This is a genomic window from Polaromonas sp. CG_9.7 (assembly GCF_015752205.1).
Lineage (GTDB): Bacteria > Pseudomonadota > Gammaproteobacteria > Burkholderiales > Burkholderiaceae_C > Polaromonas.
In genome coordinates, this window is record NZ_JADOVG010000011.1 from 53,978 (window position 1) to 68,830 (window position 14,853).

The window sequence follows — 14,853 nt, forward strand, 5'->3', positions numbered from 1 at the left end:
TGACGGGCACATATGCTGATCCGGATTCTGGCGTTTCTGCTGGAAACTGCCTTTTTTGTGCTGATTGCTGCGGCGCTCCTGCGCGCCTGGATGAACTGGCTGCGCGTCAGCATGACCGGGCAGCCTGGCAGCTTCGTGATGGCCTTGACCGACTGGCTGATCAAGCCGCTGCGCCGTTCCCTGCCCAAGGCGTGGAGCAAATCTCGCGTGGATTGGGCCAGCGTGCTGGCCGCGGCGTTGATGGCGCTGGTTTATGCGGCGTTGGTGGGCTTGCTGTTTGGCATCTTTGGCCGTGTTGGCGAAGACGGACTGGATTGGGGGGCGGGTGTTTTTCTGCTGTTGCCCCTGGTTGCCGTCAAGATGCTGATCCGGGTCGCGTTGCAAACGCTGTTCATGCTGGTTCTGGGTTACGCCATCTTGTCCTGGGTCCAGCCAGGTTCCTGGGTGTATGGTCTGCTGGCCCGCCTGACTGAACCACTGCTGGAGCCGTTCCGGCGGGTAATCCCCACCATTGGTGGCGTTGACCTGTCGGCGCTGGTCTTGCTACTTACGCTTCAAATTGGCATGATGGTTCTGGTCTGAGCAGAGTGCCAGTGGGCAAGCCTTGACGCTGTCAGCGCCATATCTGGCCTGTTTGTGGCCCAGGTATCAGCTCTGTGGCCATGCTCGAACACCGCGCTTCGGGCCGCATCCAGGCTGCTTTGGCCCTGTGCCATGAAGGCGCCGATCAATCCTGCAAGTACATCGCCGGTCCCTGCAGTGGCCAACAGCGCATTGCCGGTTGGGTTGATCCAGACGGTCTGGCCGGGTCCCGCAACAACGGTTCCGGAACCCTTGAGTACCACCACGCAGTGAAACAGCTCGGCGAGTTGATGCGCTGTTTCAAGCCGGTTGCACTGGACCGCCGCAGCGCTTCTGCCGGTCAAGCGCGCCGCTTCCAAGGGGTGGGGCGTGATCACCGTGCTGTAGCCGCGGCCGTCCCGGGCCTTGAGCTGGATTTGCAGTTGCGGGTCGACGGCTATGGCATTGAGTGCATCGGCGTCCAGTACCAACCGCCTGGCCGTTGACAGCACCTTGGGAAGAACAGATGCCACTGAATGGCCGCCGCCACAGCCACACACCAGGACCTGGCTCACCATGTCCAGCGCATCCGGCGAGCGGAACATGAGTTCGGGTTGTTCCGTGTCAACCTGCAAATCGGGCATATTGCCAAGCAAGGCCACGAAAACCCGGCCAGCGCCTGCATGCAGGGCAGCGCTCGCCGCCAGCAATGCGGCCCCAGTCATGTGCGTCGACGCTGTCGACTCGCCTCCAATGACCGCGACATCGCCAAAGCTGCCTTTGTGAGTGGCATGCGCTTCCTGCGCGCGAGAGATGTGGCGGGTTCGATCTGCCCCCAGCAGCCAGGCGCAAGGATCGACAGGCAAGGCTTGTTCGGGAGCCTGCATGAGGCTGGCCCCGAGATCATCAAACCAGACCTCGCCTGCGCAGTCTTGTCCGCTGGCAGTGAACAACCCTGGCTTCAAGGTCAATAAATTTAAGGTAAAAAGACGGTTTGCGCCTGATGCACGGGCATTAATTGCTATGAATTTGATAGTTTTATCAAAGCTTTGTGCACCAGTGTCGGCATTCAGGCCAGTTGGAACATCGACCGACAGCCGCAATGCTGTACTGCATTGCATGGCATGAAGCCATTCCTGCATCAGGGCGCTTCCAGGCCGCGCTGGATCGAGTGCGGCGCCGATGCCGAGCAGCGCATCAATGCAGAGATCAAATTCTTCGGGCGGTTCGCTGGCCATGGTCACGCCCGCAGCCAATGCGCGCTGGCGCGATGCCTGGGCGTCCGGCGGAAGTCCAGCCTTGCCGGATGGAAAGCCGGTCCAGGTCACCACCACGCACTTGCCCCATTGATGCAGGTGCATCGCTGCCTCGAAACCATCGCCGCCGTTGTTGCCCGGCCCGCACGCGATCCAGATGCAACGGGCATGTGGTGCCAAAGCCATTGCCAGGCGTGCAACCGAAAGACCGGCGCGCTGCATCAGCATGTGCGGTGCAAGCTTGCTTGCCATCTGTTTCTCAATCAGGCGCGTACTGGCAACAGTGTGAAGCGGAAAACTTGTGAGGTTGGAGATTTTCTGCATTCCGCCATTGTGCGGGTTTGCCGATATTGCGAACGCTCCAAAAATTCGGCGGTCTGACAAAAAGGCGAAAAAAAGCCCGGCAAACCGGGCTGGCAAGCACACATCATGGTGCGAAGGCGTCAAAAGGGTCAGGCGTCAGGTGGAATCCTCAGAACCTGTCCCGGATAGATCTTGTCCGGATCGCTCAGCATGGGCTTGTTTGCCTCAAAAATCTGGGTGTATTTGTTGGGCGTTCCGTAGAACTGCTGGCTGATCTTGGACAGGTTGTCGCCGCTGGCCACGACATACATTTTGGACTCGGGCGAACTGGTGGCGACGGTCATCATGTCTTTGACAGCAGCCACTTTTTCCACGTTCCCACAACACAAAAGAACTTTTTCCTTCGTTGCTTGGTCCGGTGCCAGCCCGGCCACTGTCACCGTGCTGCTGGGCGCATCAAAGCTGACCTGCAAGTTTTCAACCTTCAAACCCTGAGTATTAATATAGGCGGCAATTGCGTCTCCAGCCGTCTTGCTCAGGGCCGCAACATTTTCAGGTGTCGGTTTTGCGGTTGCGGCTTCCTGAGCCGCCTTGGCTTCGCCGCGACCGAAAAGTTTCTCGCCGGCTTCCTTGATAAAATCGAACATGCCCATTGGGATTCTCCAGTCAAAATGAATCGCCCGGTGCAACATGCCGGGACTGGAATCACTTTAAAGCTTTCTTGGGTCGCAACCGGCAGCGACTCTGTGACAGAGCCTGTAGGACAAGTCCGCCTTGAAACCATCACATACTTCCGGGCGCTGCCGTAACTCAGCACCGAGCCACTGAAGTCAACCCTGGCGGATTCACAGGCCGTAGGGATTCACAAAGTGCCAGCGGCCACAATTGCGATTTTCATATGCTGGAGTTGGACCGGGCATGAAGATCGCGCCTCATCGCGTCAAACGGGAACCTCCTGCTTTGACAAAAAGGTGGATACCGCTAAACCAGCAAGCATTCATAAATAATATTTTTATATCGAAGAAGCCAGGGCTGCCTCGATTTGCAGCGCCAAGTCCAGCAATGGATCATCATGCATGGCCGCATGCCATAGCATCAGCCCGACCGGTAACTGGTCTGGTGTGTGGCAGGGAATGGAAATGGCGCAGCCGTCAAGCATGTTAACCACCGAGGTATTGCGCAGCAGCAGTGAATTGACGCGGAAAAATTCATCGTCGTTGTGCAGCACGCTTGCAATCGATGGCGCGACCATGGGCACGGTGGGAGACAGCACGGCGTCAAAGTTGTGCAGCCGCGCTTGCATGCGGACAATCCATGCTTGGCGCGCTGCCAGCAAGTCGATGTAATCGGCGGCGCGCATGCTGGCGCCGCGCAGGATGCGAAGTGCTACGCGGGGGTCGTATTGCGCTTCGTGCTCGGCCAGCAGTTTGCGGTGCCAAGCGTGACTTTCTGCTGCTGACAGTCCGCCTGTGGCGTTGATAGATGCCAATTCGTTGAGTTCTTCTAACGCCACCTCTTCAATACTGGCCCCCGCCCGGCGCAATTGCTGCAGGCTTTTCTCGAATGCCATCGCCACCGTGCTGCTCAACCCGTCCTGCATCAAAGTGCGCGCGACCGCCAGCCGACACGATGACAGCGGCTTGCAGGCCAGTCGGACGGTGCGTGCTGACAGAATTTCGTGCACCGTCACCGCATCGCGTACCGAGCGGGTCAGCGCGCCTATCGTGTCGAGGCTGGTTGACAGCGGCACGGCGCCGTTCAGCGGCACCAGGCGTGCGGTGCTTTTAAAGCCGACGATGCCGCACAGTGCTGCAGGAATCCGCAGAGAGCCGCCAGTGTCGGAGCCCAGTCCCACCAGGGCCGCCCCGGTGGCGACAGACACGGCCGCGCCGGAGGACGAGCCCCCCGGAATGCGCTCGATATCGGCATCGGCCGGGTTCACAGGCGTGCCGTAGTGGGGATTGGTGCCGACACCTGAAAAAGCAAACTCGACCATGTTGGTGCGGCCAACCAGCACCGCGCCCGCAGCGCGCAGTCGTGCCACGGCGATGGCATCGGCCCGGGCGGGTGGCATTGCGGCGAGCACCTTCGATCCAGCCATGGTGACCTGTCCCGCTACATCGAAAAGGTCTTTGATCGAAACCGGAATGCCGGTCAGCGGCAAACTGGGATCTTTATCATTGCCACGTAGAGGTGAATTGGGCATGCCTTGGGCTTGTGCTGGCATGAAGGCATGGCGACAGGTGTCGCCCAAAGCTATAGACGCGGCCTGCGAAAGGATTTCCTCAGTGCTGTTTTGTCCATCATGGACAGATTGCCGTGCGGCGTGAAGGTCGTTCGGTAATAAGGGTTTGTACGGGTTCATGGGGATGGAATGTTATACTCAGCTGGCTCTGCCAATGGCGACAAGGTCGTTTGCAGGGTAAATCGCAAATCAGCCATACAAGGTGTTGTCCGGAAATTCCTCTGGCAATAAGCGCTGGTTTTAGAAACAACCTTCGGAGTTATGAATTATGTCCACGAACATGCGCGAAATGCTGGAAGCCGGCGTCCATTTTGGTCACCAAACCCGCTTCTGGGACCCAAAAATGGCCCCCTTCATTTTTGGCCATCGCAATCGCATTCACATCATCAACCTAGAAAAATCGCTGCCGATGTTCCAGGAGGCGATGAAATTCGCCAAGCAGTTGACTGCCAACAACGGCACCATCCTGATGGTCGGCACCAAGCGTACCGCTCGCGAAACCGTAGCCTCCGAAGCGCAACGCGCCGGCATTCCTTACGTTGACCAGCGTTGGCTGGGTGGCATGCTGACCAACTTCAAGACGGTCAAGACCTCGATCAAGCGTCTGAAGGAAATGAAGGCTCAACAGGAAGCCGGCCTGGACACGATCAGCAAGAAAGAGCAGCTGACGTTCAAGCGCGAAATCGAAAAGCTTGAAAAAGACATCGGCGGCATCCAGGACATGACGGCATTGCCAGACGCCATCTTCGTGATCGACGTGGGTTTTCACAAAATTGCCATCCTGGAAGCCAAAAAGCTTGGCATTCCGCTGATCGGTGTGGTGGATACCAACCATTCTCCACTCGGAATCGACTACGTGATTCCCGGCAACGATGACTCCTCCAAGGCTGTGGCTCTCTATGCCCGCGGCATTGCAGACGCGGTGATCGAAGGCCGTGCCAGCGCCATGGACAATGTTGTCCGCGCCGTGTCTGACGAAGGCTCGGACGAGTTTGTCGAAGTGGAAAACGCTGCCGCTTGATCGTCATTGGCCCAGTGCCAAACGTATAAAAGGGGCTCATGTAGCCCCTTTTTTGCAAGTTAACAAGATGAAGGGCGCGAACTGCAGCGAACTTCCAAGTCCTAAACGAAATTACGGAGAACTAGAAATGGCAATGGCAATTACTGCAAAAATGGTGGCTGAACTGCGCGCCAAGACCGACGCACCGATGATGGAGTGCAAAAAAGCGCTGACCGAAGCGGAAGGCGACTTCGAAAAAGCCGAAGAACTGCTGCGCGTCAAACTTGGCAGCAAGGCCGGCAAAGCAGCTTCCCGCATCACCGCTGAAGGCGTAGTAGCCATGGCCCGTGAAGGTGACAACGCCGCGCTGGTGGAAATCAACTGCGAAACCGACTTCGTGACCAAAAACGACAGTTTTCTGGCTTTTGCCGATGCGGTCGCACAAGCCATTGTCAAGAACAATCCAGCCGATCTGGCCGCTCTTGCTGCATTGCCGATGTCCATGGACAGTTTTGGTCCTACCGTCGAAGACGTTCGCAAAGGCCTGATCGGCAAGATCGGCGAAAACATGACGGTTCGCCGCTTCAAACGGTTTTCCGATGGCAAGTCGGCTGCTTACCTGCACGGCACACGCATTGGCGTGGTGGTCGAGTTTGAAGGCGACGAAGCCGCTGCCAAGGACGTGGCCATGCATGTGGCCGCCATGAAGCCAGTGGCCTTGTCCAGCGCCGATGTGCCGGCCGAGCTGGTGGCCCGTGAACGTTCAGTCGCTGCTGCCAAGGCGGCAGAAGACGCTTCTGTAGCGCAGGCTGCTGGCAAGCCAGTCCAGTCCGCTGAAATCGTTTCCAAGCGTATTGAAGGCGGCGTTCAGAAATACCTGAAGGAAGTCAGCCTGAACAACCAGACCTTTGTCAAGAATGACAAGCAGACTGTCGAGCAGATGCTCAAGGAAAAGGCGACCAGCGTCAAATCTTTCACGCTGTATGTTGTCGGCGAAGGCATCGAAAAGAAGGTTGACGACTTCGCCGCCGAAGTTGCAGCTCAGGTGGCTGCCGCCAAGGGCGCCTGAGCCCTGGCGTTCATCCGGAAGTCCATTTTTTTACACATTAATCCCATCACGAAAGCAATCGCATGCCAGCCTACAAGCGCATCTTGTTAAAACTGTCAGGCGAGGCCCTGATGGGCGATGATGCATTCGGCATCAACCGCGCAACCATTGTTCGCATGGTGGAGGAAATTGCCGAGGTCACGCGCATGGGCGTGCAGGTGGCTGTGGTCATCGGTGGCGGCAATATCTTTCGTGGCGTGGCCGGCGGTTCGGTGGGTATGGACCGCGCCACTGCCGATTACATGGGCATGTTGGCCACGGTTATGAATGCCTTGGCGCTGGGAGATACCATGGACAAGGCCGGTCTGATTGCCCGCGTGATGTCGGCTATTGCCATTGAGCGTGTGGTGGAGCCTTATGTCCGGCCCAAGGCCTTGCAGTATCTGGAAGAGGGCAAGGTGGTTGTTTTTGCAGCTGGCACGGGTAATCCGTTTTTTACAACCGACACGGCCGCAGCCTTGCGCGGCGCTGAAATTGGTGCTGAAATTGTTTTGAAGGCTACCAAAGTTGATGGCGTCTATTCCGCGGATCCGAAAAAAGACCCACTGGCCACGCGCTACACCAATATCACTTTTGACGAAGTCATCGGCAAAAACCTTGAAGTGATGGACGCCACGGCGTTTGCGCTTTGCCGCGACCAAAAGCTGCCGATCAAGATTTTCAGCATTTTCAAGCATGGTGCGCTTAAGCGAGTGGTCATGGGTGAGGACGAAGGAACCCTGGTTCACGTTTGAGTTTGCCTTTGGTGTCAAAGAGCCGTTGTGCATTTTTTTGAATTCAGTCATCAGGAGATTCGATAATGAGCATTGTTGAGATCAAGCAGCAAGCAACGCAGAAAATGCAGCAGTCCCTGGAATCCTTCCAGCACAGCCTGACCAAAATCCGCACTGGCCGCGCCAACCCCGGCCTGCTCGACACCGTGCATGTTGACTATTACGGATCAATGGTGCCCATCAGCCAGGTAGCCAACGTGGCGCTGCTCGATGCCCGGACCATCAGCGTCTCACCATGGGAAAAAAGCATGGGCGCCAAGATCGAAAAAGCCATCCGTGATTCCGATCTGGGCTTGAATCCTGCATCGCAAGGTGATCTGATCCGCGTTCCAATGCCAGCCATGACCGAAGAGCGCCGCAAGGAACTTACCAAAGTCGTGCGCGCCGAGGGCGAGCATGCCAAGGTGGCCATCCGCAATCTCCGCCGTGAGGCCAATGACAGCGTGAAGAAACTGGTCAAGGACAAGCTGGCTTCCGAAGACGACGAACGCCGTTCGCAGGATGAAGTTCAGAAGTCCACTGACCGTTTCATTGTCGAGGTGGACAAAATGGTCGCCAGCAAGGAACAAGACCTGATGGCCGTTTGATGTTGTCTTACCTGGTCCGAACCAACCCATGGCTACTTCCACCGTGATCGTTCCGAACCATATTGCCATCGTCATGGATGGCAATGGCCGATGGGCCAAGAAACGCTTTTTGCCACGCATCGCGGGTCACAAGCAGGGCGTCGACGCACTCAGTGACTGCGTGAAGAGCTGTCTTGAGAAGGGTGTTCGCGTCCTGTCGGTGTTTGCATTTTCTTCCGAGAACTGGAACCGGCCATCAGATGAAGTTTCCGGGCTGATGGACTTGCTGGTGCTTGCGCTGGCCAAGCAGGTGCCACGTCTGAACGCCAACGGCGTGCAGCTTCACTTTATCGGAGATCGCCAGCGGCTTTCCGGCAAGGTTCAGGCGGGGCTGCTGGAAGCTGAATTTAAAACGGCGGGCAACCAGCGCCTGATCTTCAACGTGTGTTTCAACTATGGCGGACGCTGGGATATTGCCCAGGCGGCGCAAAAACTTGCCAGGCAGGGCGACGCCATCACCGAGCAATCGCTCGACCGGGCAATGGCACTTGCGCATGTGCCGGATCCTGATCTATTGATCCGCACTGGGGGGGAATTGCGCATCAGCAACTTCATGCTCTGGCAGACTGCGTATTCAGAACTGTATTTTTCCAACCGACTCTGGCCTGAATTCGACGAAGCTGCACTTGACGAAGCAATTTTTGCCTACAGCGCACGCGAGCGACGCTTTGGCAAAACCTCTGCCCAACTTGGCACTTCGCACAAGCTTTCCAACGAAAATGCTGCCTGATGCTTAAACAGCGTGTCATGACCGCCATCTTTCTGCTGGCAATTTTGCTTCCTGCGCTTTTCTACAAATCACCGGTCCCTTTTTGCGCATTGGCCTTGCTGATGATTGCTGCAGGTGCCTGGGAATGGGGGCGTCTCAATGCCTTTGGGCAGGTTGGCGCTTTGGGGCTGGCAGCGTTATGTGTACTGGCCTGCGGCCTGTCATGGTATGGCGGCTTGCTGAACCGACCACTGCCCATGGTTTGGGCAGCTTCCGGTGCCGCCTGGGTATTGGCGGGGGCGTGGCTCTTGCGTACCGGCGTTGCCGGCTGGTCCAGAATTCCAAAGGCCTTGCGTCTTTGTGGCGGCCTGGTCGCGCTGTGGCTGGCGTGGCTGGCGATTGCACAAGCGCGTGTCATGGGCATAGAATTTTTACTGTCAGTGCTGGTGCTGGTCTGGGTGGCCGACATCTTTGCCTATTTCGCGGGCCGTGCCCTGGGCGGCCGCTTCAGCGAGTGCAAGCTGGCGCCATCCATCAGTCCCGGCAAAAGCTGGGAAGGCGTCTGGGGCGGCATGGCCGGCGTGGTGGCGCTTTCACTGGTTTGGTCTTTCTGGGGCGGAAACTCACTTTACAGCCAACTGCTCCAGCGCCATGGCATGGCCCTGATGCTGCTGGCGGTAATTTTTCTGGCGGCCATGAGCGTGGTGGGCGATTTGGTTGAGTCTCTGATCAAGCGAAGCGCAGGTGCCAAGGATTCGAGTGGTTTGCTGCCGGGCCATGGAGGCGTGCTGGACCGCGTGGATGCGCTGCTGCCTACCTTGCCTCTGGCCATGATGCTGGTCACCCTGTAACCCTTTGCGGCCGGACTTTCTCAACCATGACCTTCAAAAAGCAGCGCATCACCGTACTGGGTTCGACCGGCTCCATCGGCGTCAGCACGCTGGAGGTGATTGCACGGCATCCTGATCGTTTCGAGGTGTTTGCGCTGAGTGCCGCCACCCAGGTTGATCTTATGCTGGCTCAGTGCGCGCAGTTCAAGCCGCAGTATGCCGTGATGGTCAGCGAGCCACATGCCCGCATGTTGGCTGAAAAAATCAAGTCAAATGGGCTGTCTGCGCATGTCCTGTATGCGCAAGATGCTCTTGAAATGATAGCGTCGCACGATCAGGTCGATGCGGTGATGGCGGCGATTGTGGGCGCTGCCGGGTTGCCGTCGTGTATGGCGGCGGCCCGGTCTGGAAAACGCCTGCTGCTGGCGAACAAGGAAGCGCTGGTGGTCGGTGGCGACGTATTCATGCGCGCTGTCGAAGCCGGCGGCGCCAGGCTGCTGCCGATTGACAGCGAGCATTCGGCCATCTTCCAGTCGTTGCCCGATGACGCATTGAGTTGGCCGCGCCGTGTTGAAAAAATCATCCTGACCGCTTCAGGCGGGCCATTTCGCACCCATGCGCCTGCCAGCTTGCGCCATGTGACACCCGAGCAGGCCTGCGCGCATCCTAACTGGGTGATGGGGCGCAAGATTTCGGTCGATTCAGCCACCATGATGAACAAGGCGCTTGAAGTCATAGAGGCCAAGTACCTGTTTGGCATGGCGCCAGCGCAAATTGAAGTCGTGATCCATCCGCAGAGCATCATCCACTCCATGGTCCAATACCACGACAGCTCGGTTGTGGCGCAATTGGGAACGCCCGACATGCGGGTGCCGATTGCCTATGGCCTGGCTTGGCCAGAGCGCATCAGTTCTGGCGCGAAGACGCTGGATTTCACAAACTTGGCCAATATGACGTTTGAAGTCCCCGACGTTGCGCGTTTTCCGGGTTTGCCGCTGGCCTGGGAAGTCCTCAAGGCGCCCGTCGGCAGCGCCGCCGTCCTGAATGCTGCCAATGAAATAGCGGTGGCGGCATTTTTAGACAGGCGAATCCGCTTTGACCAGATTCATCACGTGAATCATGCAACGCTTGAGACGGTTTGCGTCTCTGATATCCATGATATTGAAGGCCTGCTGGCGCTGGATGCCGAATCGCGCCAGGTTGCGGGTCAAATTGCTGAACGTTTGGAGGCCTGACATGCTGACGCTCATTTCATTTCTGGTGACCCTTGGAATTCTGATTGCCGTGCACGAGTACGGCCATTACAGGGTGGCCGTGGCCTGCGGCATCAAGGTATTGAAGTTTTCCATCGGCTTTGGCAAGCCGCTTTTTACCTGGCGGCTGAAGGGCAAGGACACTGATTTTTCTATCGGCATGCTGCCGCTGGGCGGCTATGTGAAGATGCTTGACGAACGGGAAGCGCCTGTCGATCCGGCCGAGCGCCATCTCGCGTTCAATACCCAGCCGCTCAAGTCACGTGCCGCGGTCGTGGCAGCGGGGCCGCTGGCCAACCTGCTACTGGCCGTGCTGCTGTATGCGGTGGTGAACTGGAGTGGTGTGCAAGAACCCAAGGCGATACTGGCCAGTCCGGTAGCAGGCTCATTGGCGGCGCGAGCCGGGCTGAGTGGCGGCGAGATTGTTCAGAAGGCGGCTTTCGACGGCGAGGAGCTGGAAACGGTTCGCTCGTTTGAAGATCTCCGCTGGCGCCTGACCCAGGGCGCGCTGGATGGGCAAGATTTGCAACTGCTGCTCGGCGCCGAAGCAGGCGCATCGACACGAACAGTTATGTTGTCACTCAGCAAACTTGATGCCGCCAATGCCGATGCCCAACTGTTCCGAAAAATCGGCATCACCGGGCCATGGACCGCACCTGTGATTGGCGAAGTCATGGTGGCCAGCGCCGCTGAAAAATCAGGCCTTAAGGCGGGCGATGTGGTTCAGCGAATTGGCGATATCTCAATCGTCGATGGCCAGCAGTTGCGTGACACCATTCGCTCCTATGCCCAGTCGCCAGAGGCAAGCCAAGGCGCCGTGGTACCTCAAAGCTGGCGGATTTTGCGGGCGGGGCAGCCACTCGCCTTGCTGGTCACCCCTGAAATTCGCCAGGAGAACAATGTAGCGGTGGCCCGCATCGGCGCTTACGTCGGCGCGCCGCCTGAATTTGTCACGGTGCGTTATGGCCCGCTCGATGGCCTGTGGCAAGGCGCTGTCCGTACTTGGGAAGTGTCTGCGCTAACCCTGAAGATGATGGGAAAAATGGTCATCGGTGAAGCATCGTTGAAGAACCTGAGTGGTCCGCTCACCATTGCCGATTACGCCGGCAAGTCTGCCACCATGGGATGGACGTCTTATCTTATATTTCTGGCCCTGGTCAGTGTCAGTCTGGGCGTGTTGAACCTGCTGCCGCTGCCGGTTCTGGACGGTGGTCACCTGATGTATTATCTTTGGGAATGGATCACCGGTCGGGGCGTGTCTGACGCCTGGATGGACCGTCTGCAGCGCGGTGGCGTTGCAATTCTCCTGGGCATGATGAGCATTGCCCTTTTCAACGATGTCACCCGGCTTGTCGGCTAACTCCTCTCAATTCATGCAAAAGAAATTCAATCGTCTTCAAGTTCGTGCTGTCTGCGCCATCGCAGCCAGTCTGTTACTCGCCAATACAGCCTGGGCCGTTGACCCTTTCACCGTTCGGGACATCCGGGTCGAAGGTCTTCAGCGCGTTGAGCCCGGCACCATTTTTGCCTCGCTGCCTTTTAGGGCTGGTGAAACCTACAACGACGACAAGGGCTCCAGCGCCATTCGCGCATTGTTTGGTCTGGGCCTTTTCAAGGATGTGCGGCTTGAAGTCAATGGCGATGTGCTGGTTGTGATTGTCGAAGAGCGTCCTACCGTCGCCGACGTGGACTTTGTCGGGACCAAGGAGTTTGACAAGGACGTTTTGAAAAAGGCGCTTCGCGATGCCGGTATCGCTGACGGCCAGCCGTTCGATAAAGCACTGGCTGACAAGGCTGAGCAAGAACTCAAGCGCCAGTACATCAACAAGAGCCTGTATGGCGTCGAGGTCATCACTACCGTCACACCGATCGAGCGCAATCGCGTCAACCTGACCTTTAACGTGGTTGAAGGTGATGTGGCAAAAATCAACGAAATCCGCATCACTGGCAACAAGGCATTCAATGATTCGACGTTGCTCGGACTGTTCGATCTGAACACCGGCGGCTGGTTGAGCTGGTACACCAAATCAGACCGTTATTCCCGCCCCAAGCTGAATGCAGACATTGAGTCTTTGCGTTCTTATTACCTGTCGCGTGGCTACCTGGAGTTCAAGGTAGACACTTCGCAGGTGGCGATTTCTCCGGACAAGCAGAGCATTGCGATCACGCTGAACGTGACAGAAGGCGAGCGTTTTGTTGTGTCGGGCGTCAAGCTGGAAGGCAACTTCCTGGGCAAGGAGGAAGAATTCAAGTCCTTGGTGGTCATCAAGCCCGGCGAGCCTTACAACGCAGATTCGGTGGCTGAAACCACCAAGGCCTTTACCGAGTATTTCGGTGTGTTTGGTTTTGCTTTTGCCAGGGTCGAGGCGGTTCCCCAGATCGACCGCGCGAACAACCGCGTGGCTTTTGTGCTTCAGGCGGATCCTTCCCGTCGTGCCTATGTGCGGCGCATCAATGTGTCGGGCAACAACCGAACCCGCGACGAAGTAGTGCGCCGCGAATTTCGCCAGTTCGAGTCGTCCTGGTACGACGGCGACAAGATCCGCCTTTCGCGCGACCGCGTCGACCGCCTGGGCTTTTTCACCGAAGTGAATGTGGAAACGCAGGAAGTCACGGGTACACCCGATCAGGTGGACATCACCGTCAATGTGGCTGAAAAGCCCACCGGTAATTTGCAGCTGGGCGCCGGCTATTCCAGCGCTGACAGTGTCTCGCTGATGTTCGGCATCAAACAGGAAAACGTCTTTGGCACAGGCAATTACCTGGGCATTGAAGTCAACACCAGCAAGTCAAATCGCCAGTTGGTGTTGAGCACGATCGATCCCTATTTCACGGCCGACGGCATTTCGCGCTCTATTGACGTTTATGACCGGACCTCGCAGCCGCTTTCAGGGCAGGGCGGCGACTACAAGTTGAAGACCCGCGGTGCAAGCATCCGTTTTGGCGTTCCGTTCACGGAAACCGACACGGTTTACTTTGGCACCGGCTACGAGTCTTTGACCATCGTTCCCGGTACCAACCTGCCCGTCAGCTACCAGGACTATATTAATAAATTCGGTGAAAAGAGCAATTCGATTCCCTTGACAGTGGGATGGTCACGCGACAGCCGCGACAGTGCCCTGGTGCCCACCTCGGGACGTTTTCAACGGGTTTATGGCGACTGGGGTATTGCTGGCGACATCAGGTTTGTGCGTGCCAATTACCAGATCCAGCAGTACATTCCGCTGAACAAGCAATTCACAGTAGCCCTGAACGGTGAACTGGGCTGGGGCAAAGGACTGAACGGCCAACCTTACCCACTGTTCAAAAATTACTATTCCGGTGGCTTGGGCTCGGTGCGCGGTTTCCAGCAGGGATCGCTGGGTCCTCGCGACAGTACCGACCTTTCCGTCGGCGCACCGAAAAAGCTGACACTCAATGCCGAATTGATCGCGCCGTTTCCAGGGGCTGGAAACGACCGCACCTTGCGCATGTACGGATTTGTCGATGCCGGCAATGTGTTCAAGGACAGCTATAAACTCAGCGGCCCTGATGGCCTCAGGGTGTCTACCGGTCTTGGCATCAGCTGGATTTCCCCTGTCGGCCCGTTGCGCATTGCTTACGCCGTGCCCCTTCGTAAACAGGCCGGCGATAAAATCGAACGTTTGCAATTCCAAATTGGTACCTCTTTCTAATGAAAAATTTTTCCAGCAAAATTCTCCTCGGCCTGGTGATTGCAGTCGCCGGTTTTTCCGCCAGCGCGCAGGAATTCAAGGTGGGCGTCGTCAACCTCGACCGCATTTTCCGCGAAGCCAATTCGGCCAAGGCGGCCCAGACCAAGCTGGAGCAGGAATTCAGCAAGCGTGAAAAAGAACTGACCGATCTTGGAACCCAGTTAAAAACCCAGTCGGACAAATTCGAGCGTGAAGCGCCGACACTGGCGGAAAGCCAGCGAACCGTGCGCCAGCGGCAACTGGTTGACCAGGACCGGACCTTTCAGACGAAGCGCCGGGAATTTCAGGAAGATCTGAGCGCCCGCAAGAATGAAGAGCTGCAACTGGTGATCGAACGTGCCAACAAGGTCGTCAAAACCTTGGCAGAAACTGAAAAATACGACTTGATTCTTCAAGAATCGGTATACGTGAACCCCAAGCATGACATCACCGACAAGGTGATCAAGGCGCTGAACGCTTCCAAGTAATTTCCGTTG

The 14,853-nt window shown here is 57.2% G+C and carries 14 protein-coding genes; 11 read left to right on the forward strand and 3 right to left on the reverse strand.

Annotated elements, in window-relative coordinates; all coding sequences use genetic code 11:
* Positions 1-12 precede the first annotated feature (12 nt).
* A complete protein-coding gene (locus tag IWX87_RS12480; RefSeq protein WP_196863847.1) occupies positions 13-582 on the forward strand; it encodes a YggT family protein in 570 nt (189 codons plus the stop codon).
* Here IWX87_RS12480 and IWX87_RS12485 read toward each other — a convergent pair.
* The 3 genes from IWX87_RS12485 to IWX87_RS12495 all read right to left on the reverse strand — a co-directional run bounded on the left by IWX87_RS12485 (position 555) and on the right by IWX87_RS12495 (position 4,485).
* Complete coding sequence (locus tag IWX87_RS12485) at positions 555-2,141, reverse strand: NAD(P)H-hydrate dehydratase (RefSeq protein ID WP_196863848.1); 1,587 nt, start codon at positions 2,139-2,141, stop codon at positions 555-557. The two genes, IWX87_RS12480 and IWX87_RS12485, sit on opposite strands and share 28 nt — an antisense overlap.
* A gap of 128 nt (positions 2,142-2,269) precedes the next feature.
* Positions 2,270-2,773, reverse strand: a complete 504-nt coding sequence (gene lysM, locus IWX87_RS12490; protein WP_196863929.1) for a peptidoglycan-binding protein LysM — start codon at positions 2,771-2,773, stop codon at positions 2,270-2,272.
* A 359-nt stretch (positions 2,774-3,132) separates the two neighbouring features.
* Entirely contained in the window at positions 3,133-4,485 is a 1,353-nt protein-coding gene (locus IWX87_RS12495; RefSeq protein ID WP_196863849.1) for an amidase, read from the reverse strand.
* Positions 4,486-4,633: 148 nt separating this feature from the next.
* On the opposite strand from IWX87_RS12495, the gene rpsB reads away from it, so the two are divergent.
* From rpsB to IWX87_RS12545, 10 genes are all read left to right on the forward strand, one after another.
* Positions 4,634-5,386 (forward strand): 30S ribosomal protein S2, encoded by a 753-nt coding sequence (rpsB, locus tag IWX87_RS12500; protein ID WP_196863850.1) that lies wholly within the window; start codon positions 4,634-4,636, stop codon positions 5,384-5,386.
* 133 nt (positions 5,387-5,519) lie between these two features.
* Positions 5,520-6,434 carry a translation elongation factor Ts gene (gene tsf / locus IWX87_RS12505; protein ID WP_196863851.1) on the forward strand — a complete coding sequence of 305 codons (915 nt, stop codon included), beginning with the start codon at positions 5,520-5,522 and terminating at the stop codon, positions 6,432-6,434.
* Positions 6,435-6,496: 62 nt separating this feature from the next.
* Positions 6,497-7,207, forward strand: a complete 711-nt coding sequence (gene pyrH, locus IWX87_RS12510) for a UMP kinase (RefSeq protein ID WP_196863852.1) — start codon at positions 6,497-6,499, stop codon at positions 7,205-7,207.
* A 65-nt stretch (positions 7,208-7,272) separates the two neighbouring features.
* Entirely contained in the window at positions 7,273-7,833 is a 561-nt protein-coding gene (gene frr / locus IWX87_RS12515; protein WP_196863853.1) for a ribosome recycling factor, read from the forward strand.
* A gap of 28 nt (positions 7,834-7,861) precedes the next feature.
* Complete coding sequence (gene uppS, locus IWX87_RS12520; RefSeq protein ID WP_196863854.1) at positions 7,862-8,602, forward strand: polyprenyl diphosphate synthase; 741 nt, start codon at positions 7,862-7,864, stop codon at positions 8,600-8,602.
* Positions 8,602-9,432: a phosphatidate cytidylyltransferase gene (locus tag IWX87_RS12525; RefSeq protein ID WP_196863855.1), complete on the forward strand. Its 831-nt coding sequence runs from the start codon at positions 8,602-8,604 to the stop codon at positions 9,430-9,432. The genes uppS and IWX87_RS12525 overlap by 1 nt, the downstream gene beginning before the upstream one ends.
* A 26-nt stretch (positions 9,433-9,458) precedes the next feature.
* Entirely contained in the window at positions 9,459-10,646 is a 1,188-nt protein-coding gene (gene ispC / locus IWX87_RS12530; protein ID WP_196863856.1) for a 1-deoxy-D-xylulose-5-phosphate reductoisomerase, read from the forward strand.
* Position 10,647: 1 nt separating this feature from the next.
* Positions 10,648-12,024, forward strand: a complete 1,377-nt coding sequence (rseP, locus tag IWX87_RS12535) for an RIP metalloprotease RseP (protein ID WP_196863857.1) — start codon at positions 10,648-10,650, stop codon at positions 12,022-12,024.
* A 13-nt stretch (positions 12,025-12,037) separates the two neighbouring features.
* Positions 12,038-14,338 carry an outer membrane protein assembly factor BamA gene (gene bamA / locus IWX87_RS12540; RefSeq protein WP_196863858.1) on the forward strand — a complete coding sequence of 767 codons (2,301 nt, stop codon included), beginning with the start codon at positions 12,038-12,040 and terminating at the stop codon, positions 14,336-14,338.
* Positions 14,338-14,844, forward strand: coding sequence for an OmpH family outer membrane protein (locus tag IWX87_RS12545; protein WP_196863859.1), 507 nt, complete (start codon positions 14,338-14,340; stop codon positions 14,842-14,844). The genes bamA and IWX87_RS12545 overlap by 1 nt, the downstream gene beginning before the upstream one ends.
* Positions 14,845-14,853 lie beyond the last annotated feature (9 nt).

Bases quoted from the DNA above. Each gene is read 5' to 3' on its own strand.
- frr (WP_196863853.1), top strand. From the start codon at position 7,273: ATGAGCATTGTTGAGATCAAGCAGCAAGCAACGCAGAAAATGCAGCAG.
- IWX87_RS12525 (WP_196863855.1), top strand. From the start codon at position 8,602: ATGCTTAAACAGCGTGTCATGACCGCCATCTTTCTGCTGGCAATTTTG.
- IWX87_RS12485 (WP_196863848.1), bottom strand. From the start codon at position 2,141: ATGCAGAAAATCTCCAACCTCACAAGTTTTCCGCTTCACACTGTTGCC.
- IWX87_RS12545 (WP_196863859.1), top strand. From the start codon at position 14,338: ATGAAAAATTTTTCCAGCAAAATTCTCCTCGGCCTGGTGATTGCAGTC.
- rseP (WP_196863857.1), top strand. From the start codon at position 10,648: ATGCTGACGCTCATTTCATTTCTGGTGACCCTTGGAATTCTGATTGCC.
- bamA (WP_196863858.1), top strand. From the start codon at position 12,038: ATGCAAAAGAAATTCAATCGTCTTCAAGTTCGTGCTGTCTGCGCCATC.
- pyrH (WP_196863852.1), top strand. From the start codon at position 6,497: ATGCCAGCCTACAAGCGCATCTTGTTAAAACTGTCAGGCGAGGCCCTG.
- tsf (WP_196863851.1), top strand. From the start codon at position 5,520: ATGGCAATTACTGCAAAAATGGTGGCTGAACTGCGCGCCAAGACCGAC.
- rpsB (WP_196863850.1), top strand. From the start codon at position 4,634: ATGTCCACGAACATGCGCGAAATGCTGGAAGCCGGCGTCCATTTTGGT.
- uppS (WP_196863854.1), top strand. From the start codon at position 7,862: ATGGCTACTTCCACCGTGATCGTTCCGAACCATATTGCCATCGTCATG.
- ispC (WP_196863856.1), top strand. From the start codon at position 9,459: ATGACCTTCAAAAAGCAGCGCATCACCGTACTGGGTTCGACCGGCTCC.
- lysM (WP_196863929.1), bottom strand. From the start codon at position 2,773: ATGGGCATGTTCGATTTTATCAAGGAAGCCGGCGAGAAACTTTTCGGT.
- IWX87_RS12495 (WP_196863849.1), bottom strand. From the start codon at position 4,485: ATGAACCCGTACAAACCCTTATTACCGAACGACCTTCACGCCGCACGG.
- IWX87_RS12480 (WP_196863847.1), top strand. From the start codon at position 13: ATGCTGATCCGGATTCTGGCGTTTCTGCTGGAAACTGCCTTTTTTGTG.